Genomic DNA, 23,201 nt, shown 5'->3' with positions numbered 1-23,201 from the left:
GGTATCGGGAGTCACCCCCTGCCCAGGCGGGGCCCCGAGGATTGGAGCGGCACCTTCCGGCTGCTCGCCCGAGGAGTCGCAGTGGTTCGGGGTCGTCCGGAAGCAATGCCCGCGCGGGGCTCGTAACGACAACCGTGTAATTATCCCCATGTGTGCACAAGCATGTGGATAACTTGTGGACGTGCCGTGGATATGCCCAACGCACCTCCACCCCACCCGCCCCGTGCCTACGCTGACCCTCTCAGCAACCGGAGGACACCATGCCCGTCACCATGAACCCGTACCTCAACTTCGCCGGCAACACCCGCGAGGCGATGGAGTTCTATCACTCGATCTTCGGCGGCGACCTCACCGTCGACACATTCGAGACCTACGGCATCACCGACATGCCCGCCGACGGCGTCATGCACGCGGCCCTTGTCACCCCTGATTTCACGCTCATGGCGTCGGATGCGATGCCCGGCGCGGAGGCCACCTGGGGCGGCACCCGCAACTACATCTGCCTCGGCGGAACCGACGAGGCGCAGCTCGCCGGCTGGTTCACCAAGCTCGCCGACGGCGGCAACGTCGGCATGCCGCTGGAGCCCCAGAGCTGGGGCGCCACGTTCGGGCTGTGCATGGATCGCTACGGCATCGAGTGGATGGTCAACGTCTTCCCGGCGTCATGAACAGCTGTGTGAAACAGCTATCCACAGATCTTCCTGGGCGTGGGAAAGTGTCAGACCCGCGGCGGATAGTGGGGGTATGGATGACATCGCAGTTGGACGTGGGAGGGCAGCCGGGGACCGGCTGCTCGCCGGCGATCAGCTGCGCCGTCGGGGCGAGGCCGAGGTCATCGAAGCGCTGGTCGAGCTGGCTGCCTCCTACCGGCTGGACGAGGACGAACTCACCGAAGCCCTGGTCGAGCGCCGCATCCGCCCGGGCGGCGTCGGCACGCCGACCGTCTCCGAGTTCCTGAGCCTCGAGATTGCCGGGCTCCTCGGCTGCACCTCCACCGCGGCCGCCGGGCGCCTCGCCGACGCGCTGAACCTCCGCTACCGCCACCCACGCCTGTACGAGGCGGTGCAGCGCCTCGAGATCGACGCCGCCCGCGCCCTGAAGGCCGCCTCCCGCTGCTGCGACCTCCACCCCGTCATCAGCGACGCCGTCACCGCCGCGTGGCTGGCGCAGCAGAAGGGCAGGGGGTGGACGGCGGCCTTCAACGCGCTCGACCGTCTGATCGTCGAGGCCGACACCGAACTGGCCGCCGAGAAGGAACGCAAGGCACGCGAGGACCGGGGCGTCTGGACATGGGGCGCCTTCGAGGGAGCCATGAACATCACCGGGAAGCTGGACGTGATCGACGCGCGGCTAGTCGACGACCGGCTCTCCCTCTTCGCTGACCTGATCGAGCCGGCGTTCCCGGGCCTCACCCACGCGCAGCGTCGAGCCAAGGCGATGGGCGTCCTCACCGACCCGTACTACGCCGTCGCGCTGCTGGAGGCGTCCGCCCAGCCTGCGCTGGAGGTCGAAGAGCGGCGACAGGTCGAGGATCGCCCGGTGGGACTCGTCGGCCTCACTGCGCCCGGAGCGCTGCCGCAGCACCCGCTGCCCGAACTTGTGTCGCCGTTCGCCGGAGGCCACCCCGATCGCGTCACAGACTCCGCCACAGCTCCGCCTCCCGGCCTACCCACGTGCGGGTCCGACGGGAGAGCTCTGCCCTCACCCGCCCGACACCGCCCCACGCTCCAGGTCGCCGTCCACATCCACAGCGACGCGGTCGGCGCGGGCACCGGCGTGGCCCGGGTGGAGCGCGCCGGGGTCATCACCCAGGCCCTGCTGCGCGAGCTGATCAGCGAGATCCCCGGGCTGAAGGTCCGGGTCCAGCCCGTGATCGACCTCCCGCAGTTCGCCCCGGCAGACGGCTACGTGCCGACCGCAGTGATGCGCCGGGCCGCCCTGCTGGCTTTCCCCCACGAGCCGTTCCCGTTCTCCGACCGGTCGTCGGAGGGGCTCGATCTCGATCACACCGTCGCCTACCAGCCGGGACGGCGGGCGCAGACCCGCATCGGCAACCTGGCACCGCTGGCCCGACGCGTCCACCGCGCCAAGACCGCCGGGTTCTGGGTGCTGGCACAGCCCACCCCGGGGCAGCTCGTGTGGACGAGCCCGCTCGGCTACCGCTACGACGTCACCTCGTTCGGGTCGCGCAAACTGGTGGCCGTCGGCTCAGACGAAGCGCTGGAGCCACATAACTGGGGTGCCACGTTCGGCTGTGCGTGGACCGCTACGGCATCGAGTGGATAGGCAGCGGCCTCATCCCGCATAACGAGTCCCGCGCGGTCCGTATGGGTACAGGATGGGACATGGAATCCATCTGGTTCGCCACTCATCCCCTCACGACGACACCGAACGACGACTTCGTCGAAGGCGCACACGTTGACACTGTTGTGGCCGGTGCGGGCTTGACTGGTCTAACCACGGCCGTGCTCCTGGCACGTTCAGGCCAGAAGGTCGCCGTCCTGGAGGCGCGCCGCGTCGGCGCCGTCACCACCGGACACACCACCGCGAAGGTCTCCCTCCTGCAGGAACGCGGGGTCGCGCACCAGACGCGCGATGCCTGGACCTACGCCGAGACCGAACCAGCCGCCCGCCAACTCCAGGGCGAGCTGGACGCCTGCCGCGCTGCCGGCCTCGACGAGGCTGCCTGGACCGCCGAGAGCGAGCTGCCCTTCCCCATCGCGGGCGCTCTCCGGCTGCCGGGCCAGGCCCAGATCCATCCGCTGGAGGCGCTGGAAGCGCTGCTGTCCGAGTTCACCGCCCACGGCGGGATCCTCATCGAGGAGGCGCGAGTCACCGACGCCTCCTCCAAGTCCCCGGTCACCATCACGACCACCCGGGGACGGATGACCGCCGAACGGCTCATCCTCGCGACCGGCACCCCGATCCTCGACCGCGTGGTGGGCCGATCCGATGGGACGTCGCAGGCGCTCGCAGACCTGATCGCTTGGACGGAGCGCCACTTCTCCGGCGCCGAACACACGCACGCCTGGTCGGCCCAGGACTACCGGTCCGTCGATCGGGTGCCGTTCGTGGGCCCGCTGCCGCGCGGCGGTGGCCGCATCGATGTCGCCACCGGCTACAACAAGTGGGGCATGACCAACGCCGTGGCGGCCGCGCTCAACCTCTCCTCGCAGATTCTCGAGGGCCAGACCCGGTGGGCCGACACTCTGGGGCACCGGAGGAGCGGGCTTGCCGGAGCCGTCGACACGGTTAAGGCAAACGCGGAGGTCGGCATGGAGATGACGAAGAACTGGGTGGAGGCCGAACTCCGCGCGGTGCCCGGCGAGGCACCCGCCGAGGGCGCAGGCCTCGTCGGACGTGGGGAGAAGGGTCGCCCCGAGGCTGTCTCGACGGTGGACGGGGCTACGTGCCGGGTGTCAGGCGTCTGCACTCACCTGGGTGGGGTCCTGCGGTGGAACGACGCTGAGCGATCATGGGACTGCCCGTTACACGGATCCCGCTTCGCCGCTGACGGCACGTTGCTGGAGGGTCCCGCGGTCTCGGATCTGCCCCGCCTGTCGTAGGCCCGGCGGGCGACGAGCCGGCTCAGACGAAGCGGACCCAGTTCGGCCCCAGCCCCGTCTCCACCCGGTCCAGCGGCTCGAGTGCGCCGTCGGCCAGGCGGAACAGCGACGCATGGCCCGAACGCTCCCCCACCACGACGACGCGCTCGCCGTCCGGTGACACCGTCAGGCCGCGGGGCTGCGACTCGACCTTCGACAGCACCACCCGGTCGGTGAGGCGGCCGTCGGCGTCGAGCTCGACGGCCGCGACCGTCGACTCGGTCCGCTCGCTGCACAGCAACCACCGCTCCCCCTGCGCGAGCGCAAGGTCGGCGCCCCAGATCAGGTGGTTCTCGCGGGGGTCGAGGCCGTAGCTGCTCATCCCCAGGTCGGCCGTGGTGTCGTGCGCGAGCACCGACTCGGCCTTGGTCAGGCGGCCGCCTTCGCTGCGTTCGAAGCGGATGGCGGCCCCCGTGAACTCGGTGAGCAGGTACGCGTTGCGGCCGTCCGCCGACACGACCAGGTGCCGCGGCCCGCAGCCCTCGGTCTCCTTGACGACGGGCTCCGACAGCTCGACCAGCTCGCCGTCCAGGGCGATGGAGAACTGCGCGATCAGGTCGTCGCCCAGCGACGGGAAGTACGCGTTGCCCCCCGCGTGATCGGGGACGGCGGCGTGCAGGTTGCGGTAGGAGAAGCGGCTCACGTCGGGCCCGACGACGCCGTCGGCCACCTTCCAGGAGGCGCCCCACCCGCCGTGGTACGAGGCGCCGAGCAGGACGTCACCAGCCAGCGCCAGGTAGGCGAGCGGGTTGTCGATGCGACGGCGGCCGACCTCGGTGAGCGCGCCGGAGGCGCGGTCGAGACGGTGCGTGACGATCGCCGGGGACGGCTCGCGGGTCGCGACGTAGACGAGGTCGTGGTCGGCGTCGATCGCGAAGGTGCTGCAGCCGACGCCGACCTCGGAGACAGCGCCGGGGCGCAGCCGGTCCCCATCCAGCCAGAACGCGGCGATCGTGCCGCCCTTGTCGTTGCCCACCAGCAGCAGTTGCCCAGTCATGCCGCCCATCCTATTGCGGTTCGAATGGGTCACCCCGGGCAACCCGCAATTGACCACCGGGAGCAAATCACCCCTTGTCAAGCGCGATCAGCTGCTCCACCTGCTCCTTGCTCACCCCCATGCCCGGGAACATGGCCAGTCGCCCGATCGGGAACGAAGCCATCATCTTCATCATCGACTCGTCCACGACCCCGACGGCCGCGCGCACGATCGGCCCCGCCACCGGGTGGGCGAGGATCTCCCCGATCGACGACGACGCCGACAGCGGGACCCGCACCTCGTCCCCGGCCAGCTCGACGGACACGGCCCCGCGGATGTCGCGGCTCGACGCGGCCACCTCGACTCGGTAGGCGCCGGGCTCGACGACCCACCGGTCGACACGGATGTCCCACGACAGGCCGTGGCCGAACGGGTAGGCGACCGCCATCTCCCGCTGGTCGTACCAGCGGTACCCGACGAGGAGCCCCTCCCCGTAGCGGACGTGCCCGTGGGCGCCCGGGAACGATCCGTAGGCGGGGGTGTCCTGCAACCGCAGCGGGATCGTCTCGGCGAGCCGACCCGACGGGTTGACGGCGCCGGTCAGCAGCCAGGCCTCGACGATCGCCGGCACCCGGTCCGCGAACGGCAACGCCACGACGGCCCCGTGCGACAGCACGACGACGACACGCGGGTTGACGGCCAGCACCGCGTCCAGCAGCTCCAGCTGCCCTGGAACCGGGGCGTGCGGGCGAACTCGCCGATGACGGCGATCGACGCGTCCGCGGCCAGCGGCAGCAGCGGCGCCGCCCCCTCCTCGACGGCGTCGTTCGTCAGCAGCACGATCGACCGGCCCGCCGCCTCCCGGGCGAGGGCATGGTGCGACTCGACGTCGAGCGGTCCCGGGACGGCGGGGCGCGCCTGCGCCTTCGCGACCAGGTCGACGACGCGGCCGGCAGCACGCTCCAGGACGGCCGGGGCGAGGGCTCCAGACTCGACGGCGGCGACGAGTTCGGCGTCAGGATCCGGGCTCCCGCCCGGCATCTGCAGGTCGAGTCCGGCGATCAGCGCCGCCACCCGGTCCTCCACGGCGCCCCAGTCGGAGACGACAAGGCCCTCGAAGCCCCAGTCGTCGCGCAGCACCTCGGTCAGCAGCCACGGATCCTGCGAGGCGTATACGCCGTTGATCTTGTTGTACGAGCAGCGGCGACCGCTTCAGGTTGATGCCGGGGCCGAGGATGACGGCGACGTCCTCGATGGCCTTGGTCGTCCAGAAGTCGGCGCCGCTCGTGAGCGCGGCCTGCTCGGCGGTGGTGAGGGCTGCGGGGTCGGTCATGGGAGCTCCATTCCTGCTGGGGTTGACGTCACTGTCTGTCTGGTTGAGAGGAAACACGGACGGCGCTCACAACAGGGCCCGGACGGAGGCGTAGCCGTCCGGCATATCCGAGCTCGGTCGGGCGAAGACCCGCACGATGCCGCGGTCGTCGTGACGCGGCCAGCCGGGGTCTCCCCCGGTGATGAATGCGACGGCGGCGGCGTGCACTTCGTCGGCCAGCGCCTGCGGCGGGTTCGGACCGGCCAGCGGCTCCATGACGGGCCCGTCGAGGCAGTCGAAGAAGAACGGAACGTCGAGGCAGTGCTCGGCGAACCCGAACTTCCCGGACTCCCAGGCGAACCGGTACAGCCAGGTCGGGGCGTCACCCCGGTCGGCCGCCACCCGCAGCACCGCGGTGCGGAACATGCGGTCGGTGAGCACCCGACCGGCGAGGCGCGCCTTGCCGTGCGCGACGACGTCGGCGTTGGCCGCGAGGTACGCCTTGTGCCGGTCCTTCGGCACGCCGAGCTTCCCGAGCAGCAGGCCCCGCGGCACCCAGCGCAGCGCCTTGGCCGCGTCCGCCTTCTGCAGGTCGAGCAGCCTTCCCTCCGGCACGCTCGAGAATCCCTCGAGCGTCGGCTCGACACCTGCGGCCGCCGCCAGGGTGCGGCCGAACACCTCGGAGCGCTCCGCGGTCACGTCGGCCAGGGCCCCGGACATCGCATAGACGCTGTGGAACAGGTGCTGCGCCTGCGGCATGCCCAACAGGAGCTCTTCGTCGCCATTCTCGAGGCCCGCGATGAGAGGGACCTCCGGGAACATGCCGAAGCCGAGTTCTTCGAGGCGTTCCTCGAAGTGATCAGGCACAACGCGGCGGTCCCCGGACTGGTGCACCTGTACGCGAGGCTGGCCGCCGAGGCGGGAGATCCCGAACACCCGGCCCACGATTTCTTCCGCACCCGCACGGCCACCCTGCAGGCGAAGGCGCGCGACACCATCGTCGCTGCGCAGGAGTCGGGGGAGATCCGCGCCGATCTGGACCCGGACTGGATCATGCGGGCGGGTCACGCACTGGCCGACGGCCTGCAGTCGGCGTGGATGCTGGACCCGACGATCGACATGGCCGCCGACGTCGAGCAGTTCCTCCGCCTGATCAGGTAGCGCGGGCCCCGAAGTCACGCACCAGCGCCGGCGGACCACCCGGGTATTCCGTCGCCACCAACCGGCCCTCCCACGTCGTGCCCTCCCGCTTGAGGGTCCACAACTGCAGGCACTGCACCGCGAGCGACGCCATCGACTGGTGTTTGTAGACGTACATCGTCTCGCCGGTGGCCAGGTCCATCGCCCTGGTCTGCAGCGACCCCATCTCCGCCAGCGTCCCCTCGCGCCGCAGCGCGGACATCGCGACGACGATCCGCGTCACCTCCGGGCTCAGGGCATCGAAGTCCAGGATGATCTGGGCGCGGTCCGGCCCCTCGGAGTGGCCGGGCGGCTGGAACGTGAGGAACGCGGAGCGCTCCGGTGTCGTGCGCCGCCTCCGGAACAGGAAGCCGTTCTCGTCGACGGCGCGGAACCCGCCGCCGTCCTGGCGCAGCAGCAGCGCGCACATGTCGACGTCGACGCTGCTGCTCGCCCAGTTCGCCCCCAGGAGGAGGCGACGCACGCGCACGCCGTCAGCGGTGACCATCGGGACGGCAGCCCCCTGGAGTAGACGCTGCGCCATCACCGGCCCCCGATCTTCCGTGACAGTGCCGCCTGCAGCACGTCGAGCACCCGGAACGGGATGATCCCGCCCCGACCGATGGTCGACGCATTCGGCTCCGCCCCGAGCGCGGAGGTCGCGAACAGACGGTAAGGGATCTGCGCCTCCTGCGCGGCAGACAGCACCAGCTGCGCGCCGAGCTGTTCGAGGAGCCCAGTCAGCTCGTGCTGGAGCAGTTCCGCGTCCTCCCTGTTGTCGAACGCGCTCACCATGGAGGGATCCCGCTGCAGCGTGGAGCCGGGCCGGTTCATGATCGACTGCCACGGTGACGCCGACAGGTTCCGCATCCGCTGCAGCACATCGAACTTGCTGAGGACGATCCCGAGCACCTGGTCCGGGCCGCCCTGCTGCCGGTGCGCGTTCCTGGCCGCGAGCACCGCCCGCAGCACGTCGATGTCATGGCCCGAGCCGCGCGGCACCGTGACGACGCCCTCCAACACGGCGCTGACGCCGGGCACCTTCAGCGGGTCGATCAGCGCGACGATCAGGTCGGCGAAACCCAGGTACCGGAACCGCGTGTCGGTGGCGGCGAGCGACTCGAAGTCCTCGCCCGCGGCGTCCATGATCGACAGGCAGACCTGCTGACCGCCGTACTCGAACGCCCAGAGCAGAGGCTCGAGGGCCTCCTGCTGCGCGGGCGGCGTCGGCCGCAGCAGGTTCCGCTGCTCGTACAGCGGGGTCCGGTACTTCTGGTCGAACCGTTCCTTCGTCGACCCCAGCGGCGTCAGGAAGCTCTGATGGCGCTCGCCGAGGAAGTACTCGAACTGGTCCATCATCACGCCGATCAGCACCGACTTGCCCGCGGTGCGGGCCCCGGTGACGGCGATCGACAGTTGCAGCGACGTCAGCCACTCGACGGGGATGTCGAAGCCGCAGCCGGGGCAGCGGCCCGACGAGGCCACCGTCGAGGCGCAGGACGGGCAGATGTTCACAGCGCCCCACCTTCCACCGGGAACAGTGCATCCGCGAGGGAGACCGCGTCCACGCCGGCGAGTTCCGCCGTCGACACCAGCGTCACGTTGTCGAGGGCGGCCAGCTCATCGAGGGCCGCCAGTTCCTCGTCCCAGAACTGGGCCGGCCGGTCCGCGGGTCCGATCCCGTGCCGGGACCTGCCGACGACGACGACCAGCAGCCCCTGCGCCGCCGCGCGGGCCCACGCGGTCAGCTCCCGGTAGTCCACCGGCACGCCGTCGAGCACGACGGCCACCCGCTCCGCCGTCCGCCCGGCGGCGTCGACGGCGTGGGTGACCCGCGCCCACGGGGCGGGTTGCTCGCCGAGTGTCGTCACCCAGTCGATCTCGTCGGCCTCCAGCGCGGCGACGGCGTCGCGGGCCGGCTCGGTGGCGGCCAGCAGCGCGGCCGGCGCCTCCCCGAACGCGGTCGACGCGATCCCGATCAGCGTCTCCAGGAAATGTCCCAACGCCTCCCGCCGGTCGCTGACAAGCATCGATGCCGACCCGTCGATCACCGCTGCCCACGTGGAGCTCGCCGCGGCAGCCGTCTGGTGGTTGACGCGGTAGGCGTAGGAGCCGGGCTTCATCCAGGGCCGGGCCCACAGGCCCTCACCGTCGCTGCGCTGCGCCCCGACGAGGGCATCCGAGATCAGCCCGGAGGCGTCGATCCGGACCAGCGAGACGCTCTGATGGCCGCCGACCTCGGCCGGGGGCCTGACGATCTCGCCGCCTGCGCCCTGGAGGCCGCGGAGCGACACCCCCACCCGGGCACCGGACGCGAAGGGCTGCCCGCTGGTGGTCCGCGCCGTCACGAGCACCGGGACGGTCGGCACGAACACGGCCTCGACGGCGGAGGCCCGGTACTGCGGCTCGACGACGCGGCCGTCCTCGCCGATCAGCACGAGCTGGACCTGCGCGGTGGTGGTCAGCCGAATCGAGACGGCTCCGGCCGGGGCCTGGGCGCTGCCGCCTGCGGCGAGCTGGACGATTCCGGCCATCAGTGGATCACTCCTTCAGAGGGGGGTGGCAGCACGCGGGCGATGGCCCGCAGCGCGGCCTGATGCTGGTCGCTGTGGCCCTCGAGGTTGGCCAGCAGGGTGCCGGACGCGAGGAGTTCCTCCACCTCGACGCCCGCCCTGGTCAGCAGCACGGCGGCGAGCACCGCTTCACGGACGGGGTCCACCGCGGGCGGCTCCGCGGGGTCGGGCTCGCCGTAGGGGTCCGCCGGGGCCGGCGGGAGCGGCTGCTCCCCGACCTCGGCCGCGAGCGCCACGAGCTCCGGCCAGGCTCCCACCTCGTCGTCGAACGCGGCGAGCAGCTGCCGGATCGGGTCCTCCCGGGCGATGTCCTGCGCACCGGGCGTCGAGAGCCAGGCCACCTGCAGGAAGAGTCCCTCGTGCAGCGCCTGGAGGTCACCGTCGGCGGCGCGGAACCGGTTCACCAGCTCGTCACGCTTGTCGAAGACGGCGCGGGCCACGTCGGCCAGCGCGTAGGCCAGGTCGGAGGCGATCGCCGTCGCGGGCCGGGCCGGGAAGCTCTGCCCGGAGGGCAGCGTCCAGGCCCCCACGCGCTCGGCGGCCAGGGCGTCGAGTTCCCAGGTGGTGTCCAGCACCGGCACCCCGCGCAGCGCCGCGGGATCCGCGTCGCCGGTGAGCCCGACGATCACCGGGGCCAGCCCGATCTGCTCGCCGATACTCCGCGCGTCCTCGCCGATCCGCAGCTTCACCAGGGAGGCGACCTGCGCGTCGAGCAGCCAGGTCAGGACGGAGGCCCACCGCGCGGCCTCGGCAGCCGTCGGCGCCTTCAGCACGAGGCGCTGCCCCTGCAGCAGCAGCTCCAGCCCCACGTCGGCGATCCACCGCAGCCGCGACATCCGCGTCGAATCGTGCTCCCGGAGCCAGGCAGCCGTGGCGTCCCAACCGCCGGCGTGCGCCAGCTCGGCGGGGAGGACGGCGTCGGCGATCGCCCGCGGCCCGAACGGGGCGAGCCACCCGGGCGAGAAGAACCAGTCGACGGGACGGACGCCGTCGACGGGGGCGATCCGGGCGCAGTGCGACACCACGTTGCCCGGTCGGCCGGTGTGGTCGGTGCCGGCCTCCACGCTGCGGCAGACGGCGTACTCGCCGCGGACGAAGTCCAGCCGGAACCGGACCGGACGGCCCGCGAGATCCTGCTGGGAGGGGAACTGCGGCACCGTGGGTGCCATCTCGACGGTGGCGAGCCGCACGAGCCGTCCGGCCGTGTCGGGCGCGAGGTCGGGCGACTCGTGGAGCACGCCCCAGCCGCCGGTGGGACGGCCGGGGATCTGGTCGGCCGAGCCGAAGAGGAGCTGCTGCATCAGACCGTCACCCACAGCGTGTGGACGGGAGGGTCGAGCACGGCGACCGTGCCGCACTCGGCGGCCGGCCTGTTCACGAACAACCGGATGTACGCGGGCGTCTGGCCGGCGGGAACGTCCATGACATAGGTCTGCTGCCCCGACGGCAGCGACACGACCTGCTGCGCGAGCATCCTGCCGTCCTGGGGATGGAGTGGGAGCCGCGTCAGGTTCCCGACGACGGCCAGCGGCGTGCCGTGCAGCTCGTCGTCGACCTCGGCGTGGATCCGGTAGCCGGCCGGGTACGCGTCGGGGGCGGCCGGGGCGCCGTCATGGCCGTACGGCGTGACCCGGTAGCGCAGCCGTGTGATGCCCGGGTAGTCCAGCGGGGCGGGGTCCGAGAAGATCGGGCGGCCGTCGAGGTAGACGACGCCGAACAGGTCGATGGCGCAGCCGTTCGGGGGGAGCGTGCGGGTGATCCGCATGCCGCCGGTGCGGACGTACTCGTCGCGCGTCAGCTGGGCGATCGGCTCGGAGGTCGCGGGGTCGACCGACATTCCGCGGGGCCCCTGGTGGGCCTGCACGACCGTGACGCCCTCCGGCCAGGCGAACGTGATCACCTGCGCGTCGACACGCTCGACGATCTGCGCGTACCCGGGGGCGTGGGGCGTGACCATCGAGACGGTCGGCCCCACCCACAGCGCGTCGTCCGACACCCAGTGCACGGCGACGAAATGCGCCCGCACCCAGCTCGGGTCGACGGCGAATCCGCTGATCATCATGACACCGCCGAGGTCGCTCGGCGGATAGTTCACCTGGTACTCGGCCGTCAGGCCCTGCCCCTCGATGATCTCCGCCGTCCGCGGTTCGTCCTCCAGCCCCACGGGGGGCCGCTCGGGCGTCGCGAACAGGACGACGCGGCCGTGTGGTGGCCGCAGCCACGAAATGTCGTAGGCGCCGGGCGTGGTGTCGGAGGGCCGGACCTGCACCTGCACCTGCTGCACCTCGGGTACGACGAGGGCCTCGACGGTGGCGGGCACGGAGACCCGCGACGACCCGTCGGACAGCTCCGCCACGCAGAACGCCGCGTAGACGAGGTCCTCGCCCATCGGCGGGGTCAGGTCACGGAAGCCCTGCGTGTTGACGTGTGCCCGGTCGATCTCCCGCGTGGTGTCATACCTGACCGGCTCCCCCTTGAGGAACCGCTGCACCTCGACGCGGCTGCCGGACGGCGCCGTCAGGAGGGCGGCGACGGTGCGGTCGGAGCCCACCTGGGCGGACGCGATCCGCGGCGGCCAGACGATCTCGCTGACCCCGATCAGCTGCGGCTGCGCGTGTGCGGCCTCCAGCGCCGTGTTGCCCTGGTTCGCCCAGACGGCGAGGTAGCTGACGGCCTGCGAACTGCGCAGCGCGAGCGTGCCGGCCGTGGCCCGGGTGACGAGCAACTGCCCTCCGCCCACCTCGGGGGCGCCGCTGGGCCAGGTCGAGGACGACTCGACCACGCGGTAGAGGGTCACGCCCTCGCCGGGCAGCGGGCTCCACGACATCGTGACGGCGTCGCCGTCGAGGTCGGCGAGCACGTGCCCCCGCGCGACCGCCGGCGTCGTCCCCCACTGGTACGGCGCGAAACGGGTCACGCTCTCCGGCGGGAACGGCGGGTACAGCTCGGTGGACTCCGGCTCGGGCAGCCGCTCGACGGCGGCGGGCGCGGCAGGCGCGGCAGGCGCGGCCTCCTCGAGCGGTGCCGGAGGCGGGTCGGATTCCTGTCCGCCGCCGAGCACGCGGCTGAGTTCGGTGGCGTGCCGGTGCACGACCGCCTGCGCGGTCAGCCGCGGCGCCGCGGCCACGACCTCGTCCCTGGTGACGGCGTCGGTGGAGGCGAGCCTGGCCAGGTCCTGGTCGCTCAGCGCGGTCACCTCCGCCTCGGAGTGCAGCCCGCGCCACTCGACCAGCGCGTTGTAGCGCTGGCGGGGACCCGCCGGGGGCGGGGGCGCCGACGGCTGCGGCGCGGCGACGTCCTGCGTCCCCACGGTCTGCTCCTCCTCCCCGCCCAGCGCGGGAAGGAGAGCATCGAAGGCGGCCAGCAGCGCCGACCGGTTCTCCCACAGGATGTGTTCGGCGATGTCACGCCTCCGCACATCGAGGTAGGCCCACATGTCCAGATCCCGCGGCGCCGGGGCCGCGGTTCCGAGTCGCTCCGCCGCGGCCATGAGGCGGCGTGCCCGCTCCGCTCCGTTGCTCACCAGGTCGCTCCCGGTCCGCCGGGGCCGACGGGGCCGACTGGGCGCTGCTGCTGGACCGCCCACGCGGCCGGCTGCTGCGGCGCGACCGGCGCGATGGGCGCGACGGGTTCGACGCGCCGGATCTTCAGACCGAACGGGGCGACGATCACAGCGACATACGCGGCCACGAGCGCGACCAGCGCAACCCACGCCCCGTCACCCATGGCGAACGTCACCTCGTCGACGTCGACGTCGGCCAGCCGGGCGAGGGCAAGCAGGCGGGTGGGCCCGTCGAGGACGAACACCGACAGCAGGAAGCCGCCGATCCCCGCCACGATGATGGCGCAGGCCAGGTAGCCGGCGAAACCCCAGCGGAACAGGAATCCCAGGGCCCCCACCAGCAGGCCGAGGGCCAGCAGCCACACGACGATCGCCCAGGGCAGCACCTCCGACGGCGCCACGAACAGTTCACCGCCGTCGAAAACGTCGCCGGTGAGCTCCGCCCACGTCAGGAAGGTGGAGATCATCGTCATGGCGGCGGCGACGAACAGCATGACCATCGCGTACTGCGCTGGCCCCGTCTGGTACCGACGGCCGGGAGGCTGGTTACCGGCGAAGAACAGCAGCCCGATCCACGGCAGGAAGAAGCCGGCGAGCATGCCGTGCCAGGCGGGCCGATCCGCCCGGCGGGCCAGCGCGGCCCCCGAGGCCGCCGACGGCACCGCCGCGACGAGGAAGAAGATCAGCAGCGCGATGAAGAGCTCAGATGTCAGTTCCATGGCGGCCCCCTAGATGAACGAATCGGTCGAGGACTGGAGGGTCTGCGGCTGATCCGCCGCGCGGCGACCGCCGGCGAGCAGCGACGCGTCGTAGGCGCCGCCGAACTGGGCGACGACGAGCGCGACGTCGAGGCCGGTCGCGTCCTCACGGGAACGCGTGTCGCGGACGTCACGGATGTCGACCACTGCGCCGGCCGGGTCGAACATGCCGCCCTGGAAGCTCCCCTGCACGCCGGTGCGTTCGAGCCCCTCGATGAACTGGGTTCGCGACAGTTCGCGGGGCGCGCCCTGCGTGTCGCGGACCAGCACCCGGCCGAGCAGCCGGTCACGGGCCTCAGCGTCGGCCCTTGTCAGGTCGACGATGCGGGCGGCGGTCGCCTCGGAGACGGGCCGCGTCGGGGCAGCGGCCGCTAGTGCCCTGCTCCAGGTGGTCAGGACCGGCTCGCCGTCGTGCGAGGGATCGCTGGACAGGAGGGACGGATCGGTCTGCAGGGCATGCCGCAGCGGGCCCAGCGCGGCGGGCAGGTCGGAGCGGAACTCGCCCCACGCCTCCGACAACCAGCCGACGCGGAACAGTTCGCCGCGCCACCGCTGCGCCACGTCGTCGACCGACTCCTTGTCGGGGACGGCGACGCCGATGGCGAGGTTCAGGGGCAGGCCCTGGCCGACGTGGAGCGACCGCTCCGCCGACGCCGTCGGGGTGCCGAGCGGGGCGTGGATGAAGGCGCCGAGCACCCTGGCCCAGTCGAGATACTGCCGGTAGGCGCGGCTGATCCGACGCAGGTCCTCGAGGGCCTCGACGCGGTGCCGCACGGCGTCCTCGAGCTGGGTCGTCGCCGCCCTGGCCTGGTGGAGGATCGCGTAAGTGCGGGCCGACGAGCGCACGTGCAGCCAGGCGCCGGTCCCGGCCCAGCCGCCGACGACCGCGAGGATCGCCAGGATCAGCCACGGCCACGTGACGACCGACAGCGCGGTCAGCGCGATGACGATCGCGATCAGCGAGGCCGACACCGCCGTCATCACCCGCACCTGGCTGGCCAGGGAGTCCTGCTCCTCGCCCATGCCGGCGGGAAGCGCGGGCTGGGCGCTCAGCCGTTCAACGGCGGCCGTCAACTGCTGCACCTCAAGGATCGTGCCGCGGTGCGCGTCGCCGAGCGTCCGACCGAGGTGGCCCGCGTAGGAGTCGCGGACCCGGTTGGCCCACTCGCGCAGCCGGTTCGCCTCGGCGCCGGCCACCTGCGCCAGATGCGGCTGCGACTGGCCCAGGTGCTCGAGCCGCTCGAAGAGCCTGCCGACGGCGATGTCGTCGCCGGCCTGGATCTCCCAGTTGGGGAGGAAGGCGGCGACGTTGGGCGGCAGCACGAACGTGTCGGCAGGGTCGACGGCGACGCGGTCGGTGCTGCTGACGACGGCGCGCTGCGAGCCGAGGGTGCGCGGCGGCATGTCGGTCGACCGGTTGCCTGCGTCGAGCAGCGTCAGTCCGCCCGCGACGAAGTCGTCCCACAGCTTGGGCTTCTGCTGCACAGGGGCCAGCTCGCCGCTGTTCGGCGCCACGCGTCGGATCACGGAGTCCAGGGACTGCTCGTACTCCGCCCAGGTGGCCGACGAACCGTCGGCGCGGACGCCGCGGACGACGACGGCGAAACCGGAGTCGGCGCCCCCGAAGACGGCGTTCTGGACGGCGCTGGCGGTGGCCTGCGACACCGACCTGTTGAGCGCCTCGATGGCTCGGCCGGGCGCGCTGACCAGCGACTGGCCCGCGAAGGTGAGGAACCCGCGGATCGCCTCCCAGGCGCCGATGCGCTTGGCCGGCTCCTGCGGCGTCGCATGGCGGACCCGCGGCATGACATCCATGTGGACGCTCAGCAGCTGCTGCGCCATGCCGACGGCGGTGCTGGCCTCGTCGTCGGCGCTGACGGCGTACGCGCTGTCGACCCGCGGCGTCGGGTAGCGGTCGCGGACCGACACGAGGCGGGCCGCGAGGGCGTCCTGCACCGAACCGGACGACAGGGAGCGGGAGAACGCGCGGACGGGGACGACGAGCCCGCCGCTCGGCGCGGCGACGTCGTCGAGCGGTGACCTCTCCTGCCCCGGCCACAGCGCGGTCAGGGAGCAGAGGGTGCCGACGAGGTGCAGCAGCCAGCGCGGGTCGGACGACGACTGGGCCAGCTCGGCGGCGCCGCGGGCCGGGGCCAGCGACTCCTCCGGGGAGACGGCGAGGTTGTGCCAGCCGTAGACGGTCAGCGTCCGCGCCGCCCACTGGGCGCCGGGGCTGCCGGCGTTGATGCAGGCCTGCAGCACCGGCACGTCCGGCACCGACTGCCGCACGACGCCGAGCACCTGCCCTGCCTGCGCCGCGTCGACGACCGAGTCGGGCTCGTCGACGACGTTGACGACGGCGAGCCGCACGCGGGCGACCCGGCTGGCGGCGAACCGCTGCTGCAGCGCGGTGGTGGTGGCGAGGCCGTCGGCCAGCACCGTGGCGGGGACCGCCTGCTGGCCCGCGACGAGCGAGTCGAGGTCCACGACCGCGACGGGCGTCACGAGACCCTGCACCATCCAGTCGTGCAGCACGGCCTGCAGCGCGACGGCCACCGGTCGCCGCGCCGCGAGGACGACGATGTCAGACCCAGACGTCATTCCTGGCCCCCTGATCGTCGACGCCGGCGGCCCGCACCAGCACCTTCAGCCGTTCGAGGGCCGGCAGCGCGATCGGGGCCAGCTCCGCGAACAGCGACAGGCGCCGCATCGAGTCGGCGTCCAGCTTCAGCTGCAGCGCCCGGACGGCGGCGTCGTCGGAGCGGCCCGACGTGTCGGTCGCGCCCCACTCGCCGGCGAGCATCGCCTTGAGGTTGTCGATCCACTCCAGGGTCGCCTCCACGCGGGCCCTGACCACGTCGGCAGGCGTGGTGCCCTCGACGCGCGAGAGCACCGGGGACAGGCCGTCACCCGTCAGCGTCACGCCGTTGATCACCATGGGCCGGTCGTAGAACGCGGCCCGCAGCAGCTGGGTGCCGTTGAGGGAGTCGTCGGGGCGGGACTGCTCGTTGCTGTCGGCGCCGTCGATGAGCATCCGCAGCGCCTCGTAGGGGGCGAGCGGGGCCAGGTCGGCATCGCCGACGCAGCGGACGAACGCCCAGGCGTGGCTCATGAGGATGCCGGCGAGCACGTCGTGCGGGGTCCGCACCGCCGTCTCCTCCGAGCTCAGCAGCTCTCCGAATCCGAGCCAGCCGCGGGCGCCCATCACCTCGGCGGTGCCGTAGTTGTCCTGCCGGACGAGCCCGATCAGGCGCCCCAGGTACCAGCCTGCGACGATCGCCTCGGCCTCCTCCTGCGACATGGCCAGCGCCGCGTACAGCGGGCGGGTCCGCTTCCACTGCCACAGGTCGCGCTGCGCGCTGACCGGCGACATGGCCCAGCGGGCCTGGATCGGCTCCAGCAGCGACGTGTAACACATCGGCGAGACCTTCTGGTACGAGCCGAACACGTTGACCTTGCCCGCCGTCGACAGCGCGCCGGCGAGGGCCCGCGTGAAGTTGTCGACAGAGGTGGTGTCGAGCTCAGGCTGGGCGCGGAGCATCTGCCCCACCTGCTGCGAGACGGGGTGCGCCGACTCCAGCGGGATCTCCGAGAAGGAGTAGACGTAGCGGATCTCGGCGTTGTGCAGACGCTTGGCCATCGGCACGTCGATGCCGACGACGGGGCGGGCCTTCTCCATGGTCTCCACCAGCTTCCGGGCGAATCCCTCGTGCCGCTGCTGCCGGTCGATGGCCGTCACGGCGGGGTCGTCGAGGTAGTCCGAGATGGAGGCCCCGGCGAACGTGGCGAACACGTCGCCGACGGCGGCCAGCCGGGCGGTGGAGCGGTCCAGGATCCCGAAGGAATCCATCGCCAGCGTGTACACCGGCTTCGATTCGGGGGTCGGCGCACCGTCGCCGGCCCGGTTCGGCAGCACGCTGGCACGCCAGTGGCTGGCCTGCTGCAGCACGTCCTGGGCAACCTTCGAGCCGGTGGTCTCCCAGCGGCCGGCAATCGTCTCAGCACGTAGCTTGCCGAGTCCCTGCAGGTAGTTGGAGCCGTCGTTGGCGGAGGCGACAACGTCGCTGCGGAACTGCGCCGGGAAGTCATCGGCCGTCGTCAGGAGGATCTCGTTCTCGGCGTGGTTGAACCGCAGCGGCACCCGGTCGGTTTCGTCCGGCCAGTCGGCGTAGACGGCCGAGCCGAGCTGGGCGAGTCCCGCACCGCTGGAGTCCTTGGCCCGCTCCACCTCGAGGGTGCGCAGCGCGTCGTTGGCCGCCTTCTCGAGGCCGCCGAGGACGTCGGCGGCGAAGCCACGGAGCACGCCGGCGGCCACGCGGGCGGCCTCGCGGCGCAGCAGGTTCTCCATCGAGGCCTGCAGCGAGCGGACGGTCATCTGGCCGAGCGGATGCGTCATGTCGACGGTCTTCTTGCCGAGCGCCTGGGCCTGCTGGCCGACGGCGGGGTCGAGCGCGACGGGATCGGCGCCGTCGGCGCTGGCGCCCGCCTCCGCGAGCTGCATGATGACCTGGTCGAGGTGGCCCCGGACGCGGCTCATGAGCTCACGGCCGTAGGGCAGGCCGAACTCGGCGACCACGCGGAGGAACTCGGCCTTGGCCCACTCCTCCAGCTGCCAGGCCCACTGCTCGGCCCATGCGTACGCGGAGCGCTGCAGCTGGTAGCGCACCTGGTCGCGCATCGCACCGACCGAGGAGGCGACGGTGCTGACCCACTGCGCCGCCGGCGCCTGACCGGAATTGCCGATCATGGCGACCGCGGGCGACGACGCCTCCCGCGCCGAGGCCTCCCAGTGGGCGCGCGGGAACGCCACGGACTGGAACCAGTCCGGCACCTGGTAGCCGGGCACCGGGAGCCCCATCGAGTTCAGCGACGTGGCCCACTGGTTGTCCATGAGCATCCGCAGCTGGTCGTTGCCGGGCAGCTGGTTGGCGGGGTTGAGGTGGCCCTCGATCAGGTGATCGGAGGCGCTGCGCGAGAGCCGCTGCGCCGCGTAGTCGAGATACCGGTCGCGGCCGAGCGACAGCGACGCGAAGCCGAGCGAGCCGAAGGGCAGGGCACGCCGGTCGGCACGCCACCCGAACTTCTGCGTCATCGAGTCCAGCGGCTGCGGGTTGCCGAGCATGAAATCGACGTACTGGCCAGTGGCCGCCTCCGACAGCATCGTGCCGGCCAGCGCCCGCCCGATGCCGCGGTACACGCCGTCGGCCGAGCCGTCACCGAAGTAGGCGCCGTCGCCGCCGATGCGCCGTCCGATCGGGAAGACACGGCCGAAGGGCGGGTTGCCCGGGGTGAACGGCAGGCCGAGCCGCTGATAGGTCTCCTTGTCGAAGGCCTCCGACAGGCGGGTGATGGCGCCGAGGATCTCGGGCATGGCGCCCATGGCGTTGCCCTCGACGTTGGCCCGCACCCCGGCGGGGAGCTCGGCGAACACGTCGGCCGTGAACAGGAAGCAGCCGATGTTCTGCGGCTTGACGCCCGGCAGGGTGCCGAGCACGCGGCACACGTCGAGGAACATCGAGGCGCCGGAGCCGCCGGCCATGGAGCCGATGACGATCGGGATGATGACGTTGCTCGTCTGCTCGTTCAGCGGGACCTCGCCCCACGCGTCGGGGGCGACGGCACGGGCCTGCGCCGCGACCAGGGTCTCGTGCAGGTTCGTGAGCCGCGGCAGCGTCAGCATGCGGCCGACGGCGCGGTACTGGCCGGCACCGTTGTTGACAGGGATCCCGTTGGCGGTCTCCCGGTCGCGGGGCGCCCAGCCCATCAGCGGCGCGAAGTTGCCGCCCTTGCTGGCCAGCTGCGCCTCGACGGCGTTCGCCGTCGCCAGGTAGGTGTTGGTCGGCGAGGAGAACGAGACGTACTGGCCGCCCAGGTCGCGGATCGAGCCGAGCGGGGCAGGACCACGGTCGGGATCGACCGGCACGTCGATGTGCACGAACTGCCAGGCGTCGGGCAGCCGCGAGATCCCCCTGGCGCGGAGGTCCGCGCGGAGCTGGTCCATGAGGAGCCGCACCGTCCGGCCACCGGAGCCACCACAGCCGACGATCAGGAATCTACGCACTTGTCTTCTCCTCCATGGATCCCCGTCGCGGGGCTGCTGTCGTCACCACGAACTGGGTCCGGTGGTGGGTCGGGAACCGCCGGGCGGGTTCGCCCAGGGATCGGCGGCGGGTGCCGCCGGGCCGGCGTCGGGGGCAGCCCCTCGCGCAGCCGGGCGACGGCGACGCGGATGTTGGCGCGCACGTCGTCGAGCAGGTCGGCGAAGCCGGGTGCGCCGGGGGCCGTGAAGACGGTGATCTCGACGGGGCCGCTGCCGGGGCGCTGCGGGTCGAGCGCGACCATCCAGTTGCCCTGCACGGCCAGCGGCAGGCGGGCGTCACCGCGCACCGACTGGAGCGTGCCGCGTCCGCCAGCGGAGGGGCCGGGGGTGGCGACGACGACGTAGCCGGGCTCGGTCAGCGCCGCCCCCATCTTCGCGTGGAGGGTGCGGCCCGCGACCGTCACCTGGCGACGGTCGGTGAGGTGGGCCATCTGCAGGCGCGTCACGTCGAGCGGGACGCCGGCGTCGGTGAAGGCGTGGGCGTCGTCGACGGGGCCGCTGACGGTGCCGGCGAGCACCGCGGTGCCCGGGATGGTCGCCGTCAGGTACTTCACGAGGTAGAGGATGCCGACGGGGATCGCGACCCCGAGCAGCGTGACGAGGATCAGCGTCCCCCACAGCACGGGCTGCGACGCGGGCCGAGACTGGCTGAGGTCGAAGGCCAGGTCGACGGCGATGGGCTCGGCCGACGAGTCGGCGGCGGCGAGCATCACCTTCGTGGTGCCGACCAGCGAGCCGTTGCCGAGACCGCCGGGGTCGAGGGTGAGCTCGAGGTTGCCCTTCGCGCAGGAGTCACGCCCGGCGGCCGGGGAGGTGAGCTGGGCGTTGTCGAGGCCGTCGGGGTAGCCGGTGAAGGTGGTGTCGCCGGAGAGCCAGGCGCAACCCTCGCCCGTGATGGGCAGCAGGACGGTGACGGGGTCAGGCTTCTCGGTGGAGCCGAAACTGATCCGGGCCGGGATGCTGGGGAAGTCGACGGGGGGCGCGATGACGATCGGGAACGATGCGTGGCGCGGCTCGAGGCGCGTGCCGGGCGTGGTGACCCCGTTCTCGGTCCAGGCCTGCGTCGTGACGTCAAGGGTGAGCACGAGCTCGGCGATGCCGGGCTGCAGGTCGTCCACGTCGACGGGGATGGGGACCTCGATGTCGCCCTTGGTCAGGTCGTCCGCCAGCGTCATGGTCTCCTCGCCGGCGATCAGGCGCGCGGACAGGACCGTCTCCTCCGACAGCGTCTCCGGGTCGATGCGGGCGCCGTTGCGGTCGACGGTGCCGAGCTGCAACGCGACCGGCTCGGCGCCGATCTGCAGCCGGACGGCCCGGTCGACCAGCGTCGGGGCGATATCGCCCTTCAGCGTGATCGTCGACTTGGCGAGCTCGTCGGTGGCCTCGGAGGCGATGAAGACGATGCCCCACGGGCCGGCCCAGTCGTCGGCATCGACGCGGGTCAGGTCGAAGGTGAGCACCTGGGGCGTGAGCCACTCCCAGGCCAGCGTCGAGCCTCCCAGGTTCTGTTCTCCGGTGCCCTGTGTGAGCTCGATGCTGTCGCCGGTGCGGGTCCTGAGGAGGATCCGGGTGCCGTCGAGCGGCGTCTTCGCGGTGGCGTTGACGGCCCCGATGGAGCCGTCGAGCACGAAGGTGCGGGTGCCCTCGGCGCATTCCGTGTCGACGCACGGCTGCGTCGTCGTCGGTTCGGTCACCGGGTCGAGGGCGGTGATGAAGGCGAAGATCAGGTCGTCGACGTCCGAGGCCATGATGAACTCGCCGGGCGTCGGCTGGGTGATCTGCCCGCAACCGGCGCTGCCGGTGGTGATGCCCTGCATCAGGTCGAACGCCGATGGCTCCAGGTCGACGGCGAGCCCCAGCCCGATGGTCGCGACGTCGAGCGAACGCAGCTGGTCGGCCAGGCCGCCGGGTCGACACAGGTCGCTGCGGCCGGCCTCGAGTGCCTGGGTCACCTGCGCGCGGTTGCCCAGCTTGTTGTCGGGCGCCCACGGCTTGAGGCCACCCCAGCGCTGCAGCTTGGAGTCGTTGTCACGGACGTTGAGGTTGAACTCGCCGTCGGAGAACCACATCAGCAGGTTGCAGGGGTTCTCCTGCGTGGCGATCCGCTCGGAGAAGGCACGACGGGCGCCGTCCATGGCCGACCAATAGTCGGTGTCGACGTCGCGGTCGCGGTCAGCGTACGCCTCGATGGCCGCGTTGATGGTGGGCGCGCTCTGCGTCGACAACGCCGTCCAACCCAGCGACGTGGCAAAGCCGGTGCTGAAGCCGGAGACGGCGACATCGACGGTGGAGTCGGGCACCTCGGCGAGCTTGGCGGCCAGCCGGGTCATCGTGGCGGTCGCCGCAGTGACGCGGCCTGCGTCGGGGTCGGTGTCGGCCAGGGAGCCGGACGTGTCGAACATCAGCAGCAGGTTGCCCTGGCCGCCGCCGGCGACGCAGCTGGAGAACCGCTCAACCGGGGTCAGTTCGGGATCGTCGGCCAGCGCCGTGGTGGGGGTGACGACGCCAGCGAGCGCCGTCAGGGCACCGAGCAGGACCGCCCCGAGAGCCGCGCGGGGGCCCCTCATCGCCACTGTCCCCGGGCCACGTCGTTCGCGATGAACCAGGCGCAGAGCGTGACGGCGACCAGCGCCGCGACGATGATGATGCGCCTGCCCCAGTCGGCGAGGTCGGACGGCGTGTACCAGCCGGACTCGCGGCGGCGGGCGTCGGCGACGGAGAAGACGGCGATCGTCGAGATGGCGGCCGGGCCGGCCAGGAGCCAGCCGATCAGGCCCGTGGTGGCGGTGCCGCCGACGAGCCCGACGATCACAGCGACGACGACCAGCAGCAGCGCGATCCCCAGCCATATGACGGGCGGCCGGTTCGGGGTCACCAGCTCGAGCCCGGGGCCGGGCCCGAAACCGTCGCCGGCAGCTGCCGCGTCGAAGCGTGCGGTCGGATTCGACCAGCCATCTCCGCCCGGGCCGTGACCGGACGGCGTCCCCTGTCCTGGCTGTGCCCAATTCATGGCCCAAATGTAGCGGAGGAGACACTCAGCCAACCTCGGTCCGGGGCCGGATCCCACCCTGAGTCGACCCTCCGGGGAGAACCCGGGTCGTTGCCGACTCGCCCGCGGCGGCCCCACGCTTCGTAG

The 23,201-nt window shown here is 72.1% G+C and carries 18 protein-coding genes; 4 read left to right on the top strand and 14 right to left on the bottom strand.

Going from position 1 to position 23,201, the window contains the following annotated elements; genetic code table 11:
* Window positions 1–260 precede the first annotated feature (260 nt).
* The 3 genes from H9L22_RS15270 (at window position 261) to H9L22_RS15260 (ending at window position 3,566) form a co-directional block, all read left to right on the top strand.
* Complete coding sequence (locus H9L22_RS15270; protein ID WP_187720657.1) at window positions 261–668, top strand: VOC family protein; 408 nt, start codon at window positions 261–263, stop codon at window positions 666–668.
* 76 nt (window positions 669–744) lie between these two features.
* Window positions 745–2,286 (top strand): 13E12 repeat family protein, encoded by a 1,542-nt coding sequence (locus tag H9L22_RS15265; protein WP_187720656.1) that lies wholly within the window; start codon window positions 745–747, stop codon window positions 2,284–2,286.
* 41 nt (window positions 2,287–2,327) lie between these two features.
* Window positions 2,328–3,566 carry an FAD-dependent oxidoreductase gene (locus H9L22_RS15260; protein ID WP_320060619.1) on the top strand — a complete coding sequence of 413 codons (1,239 nt, stop codon included), beginning with the start codon at window positions 2,328–2,330 and terminating at the stop codon, window positions 3,564–3,566.
* 22 nt (window positions 3,567–3,588) lie between these two features.
* Here H9L22_RS15260 and H9L22_RS15255 read toward each other — a convergent pair whose 3' ends face one another.
* The 4 genes from H9L22_RS15255 to H9L22_RS15245 form a co-directional block, all read right to left on the bottom strand.
* Window positions 3,589–4,602 (bottom strand): lactonase family protein, encoded by a 1,014-nt coding sequence (locus H9L22_RS15255; RefSeq protein WP_187720654.1) that lies wholly within the window; start codon window positions 4,600–4,602, stop codon window positions 3,589–3,591.
* Window positions 4,603–4,669: 67 nt separating this feature from the next.
* Window positions 4,670–5,287, bottom strand: a complete 618-nt coding sequence (locus H9L22_RS19170; protein ID WP_264292483.1) for a glycoside hydrolase family 3 C-terminal domain-containing protein — start codon at window positions 5,285–5,287, stop codon at window positions 4,670–4,672.
* Window positions 5,182–5,721: a glycoside hydrolase family 3 N-terminal domain-containing protein gene (locus H9L22_RS19165; RefSeq protein WP_264292481.1), complete on the bottom strand. Its 540-nt coding sequence runs from the start codon at window positions 5,719–5,721 to the stop codon at window positions 5,182–5,184. Before H9L22_RS19165 ends, H9L22_RS19170 begins: the two co-directional genes overlap by 106 nt.
* A gap of 259 nt (window positions 5,722–5,980) precedes the next feature.
* Window positions 5,981–6,760 (bottom strand): carboxylesterase/lipase family protein, encoded by a 780-nt coding sequence (locus H9L22_RS15245; RefSeq protein WP_226965903.1) that lies wholly within the window; start codon window positions 6,758–6,760, stop codon window positions 5,981–5,983.
* On the opposite strand from H9L22_RS15245, the gene H9L22_RS15240 reads away from it, so the two are divergent.
* Window positions 6,749–7,054: a hypothetical protein gene (locus H9L22_RS15240; protein WP_187720653.1), complete on the top strand. Its 306-nt coding sequence runs from the start codon at window positions 6,749–6,751 to the stop codon at window positions 7,052–7,054. The two genes, H9L22_RS15245 and H9L22_RS15240, sit on opposite strands and share 12 nt — an antisense overlap.
* On the opposite strand, the gene H9L22_RS15235 is transcribed toward H9L22_RS15240, so the two are convergent.
* The 10 genes from H9L22_RS15235 to H9L22_RS15190 are packed head-to-tail and all read right to left on the bottom strand — an operon-like array spanning window position 7,047 to window position 23,075.
* A complete protein-coding gene (locus H9L22_RS15235) occupies window positions 7,047–7,616 on the bottom strand; it encodes a TerD family protein (RefSeq protein WP_187720652.1) in 570 nt (189 codons plus the stop codon). The genes H9L22_RS15240 and H9L22_RS15235 overlap by 8 nt on opposite strands.
* On the bottom strand, window positions 7,616–8,587 hold the full coding sequence (locus H9L22_RS15230) for a TRAFAC clade GTPase domain-containing protein (protein ID WP_187720651.1): 972 nt from the start codon (window positions 8,585–8,587) through the stop codon (window positions 7,616–7,618). Before H9L22_RS15230 ends, H9L22_RS15235 begins: the two co-directional genes overlap by 1 nt.
* Window positions 8,584–9,606 (bottom strand): hypothetical protein, encoded by a 1,023-nt coding sequence (locus tag H9L22_RS15225; RefSeq protein WP_187720650.1) that lies wholly within the window; start codon window positions 9,604–9,606, stop codon window positions 8,584–8,586. The genes H9L22_RS15230 and H9L22_RS15225 overlap by 4 nt, the downstream gene beginning before the upstream one ends.
* Window positions 9,606–10,946 carry a GAP1-N2 domain-containing protein gene (locus tag H9L22_RS15220; RefSeq protein ID WP_187720649.1) on the bottom strand — a complete coding sequence of 447 codons (1,341 nt, stop codon included), beginning with the start codon at window positions 10,944–10,946 and terminating at the stop codon, window positions 9,606–9,608. The genes H9L22_RS15225 and H9L22_RS15220 overlap by 1 nt, the downstream gene beginning before the upstream one ends.
* Entirely contained in the window at window positions 10,946–13,168 is a 2,223-nt protein-coding gene (locus H9L22_RS15215; protein ID WP_187720648.1) for a hypothetical protein, read from the bottom strand. Before H9L22_RS15215 ends, H9L22_RS15220 begins: the two co-directional genes overlap by 1 nt.
* Entirely contained in the window at window positions 13,165–13,926 is a 762-nt protein-coding gene (locus tag H9L22_RS15210; RefSeq protein WP_187720647.1) for a hypothetical protein, read from the bottom strand. The genes H9L22_RS15215 and H9L22_RS15210 overlap by 4 nt, the downstream gene beginning before the upstream one ends.
* Window positions 13,927–13,935: 9 nt before the next feature.
* Window positions 13,936–16,566, bottom strand: coding sequence for a hypothetical protein (locus H9L22_RS15205; protein ID WP_187720646.1), 2,631 nt, complete (start codon window positions 16,564–16,566; stop codon window positions 13,936–13,938).
* Window positions 16,550–20,026 carry a tubulin-like doman-containing protein gene (locus H9L22_RS15200; protein ID WP_187720645.1) on the bottom strand — a complete coding sequence of 1,159 codons (3,477 nt, stop codon included), beginning with the start codon at window positions 20,024–20,026 and terminating at the stop codon, window positions 16,550–16,552. The genes H9L22_RS15205 and H9L22_RS15200 overlap by 17 nt, the downstream gene beginning before the upstream one ends.
* The gene (locus tag H9L22_RS15195; RefSeq protein ID WP_187720644.1) at window positions 20,011–22,632 is read right to left on the bottom strand and encodes a hypothetical protein; all 2,622 of its coding nucleotides are present in this window, start codon (window positions 22,630–22,632) and stop codon (window positions 20,011–20,013) included. The genes H9L22_RS15200 and H9L22_RS15195 overlap by 16 nt, the downstream gene beginning before the upstream one ends.
* Entirely contained in the window at window positions 22,629–23,075 is a 447-nt protein-coding gene (locus H9L22_RS15190) for a hypothetical protein (RefSeq protein WP_187720643.1), read from the bottom strand. The genes H9L22_RS15195 and H9L22_RS15190 overlap by 4 nt, the downstream gene beginning before the upstream one ends.
* Between the last annotated feature and the right edge of the window lie 126 nt (window positions 23,076–23,201).

The sequence above is a fragment of the Tessaracoccus defluvii genome (assembly GCF_014489575.1).
In the GTDB taxonomy this organism is placed as follows: domain Bacteria; phylum Actinomycetota; class Actinomycetes; order Propionibacteriales; family Propionibacteriaceae; genus Arachnia; species Arachnia defluvii.
The sequence above is the reverse complement of the archived record's forward strand: the minus strand, read 5'-3'. Positions and strand labels throughout refer to the sequence as shown.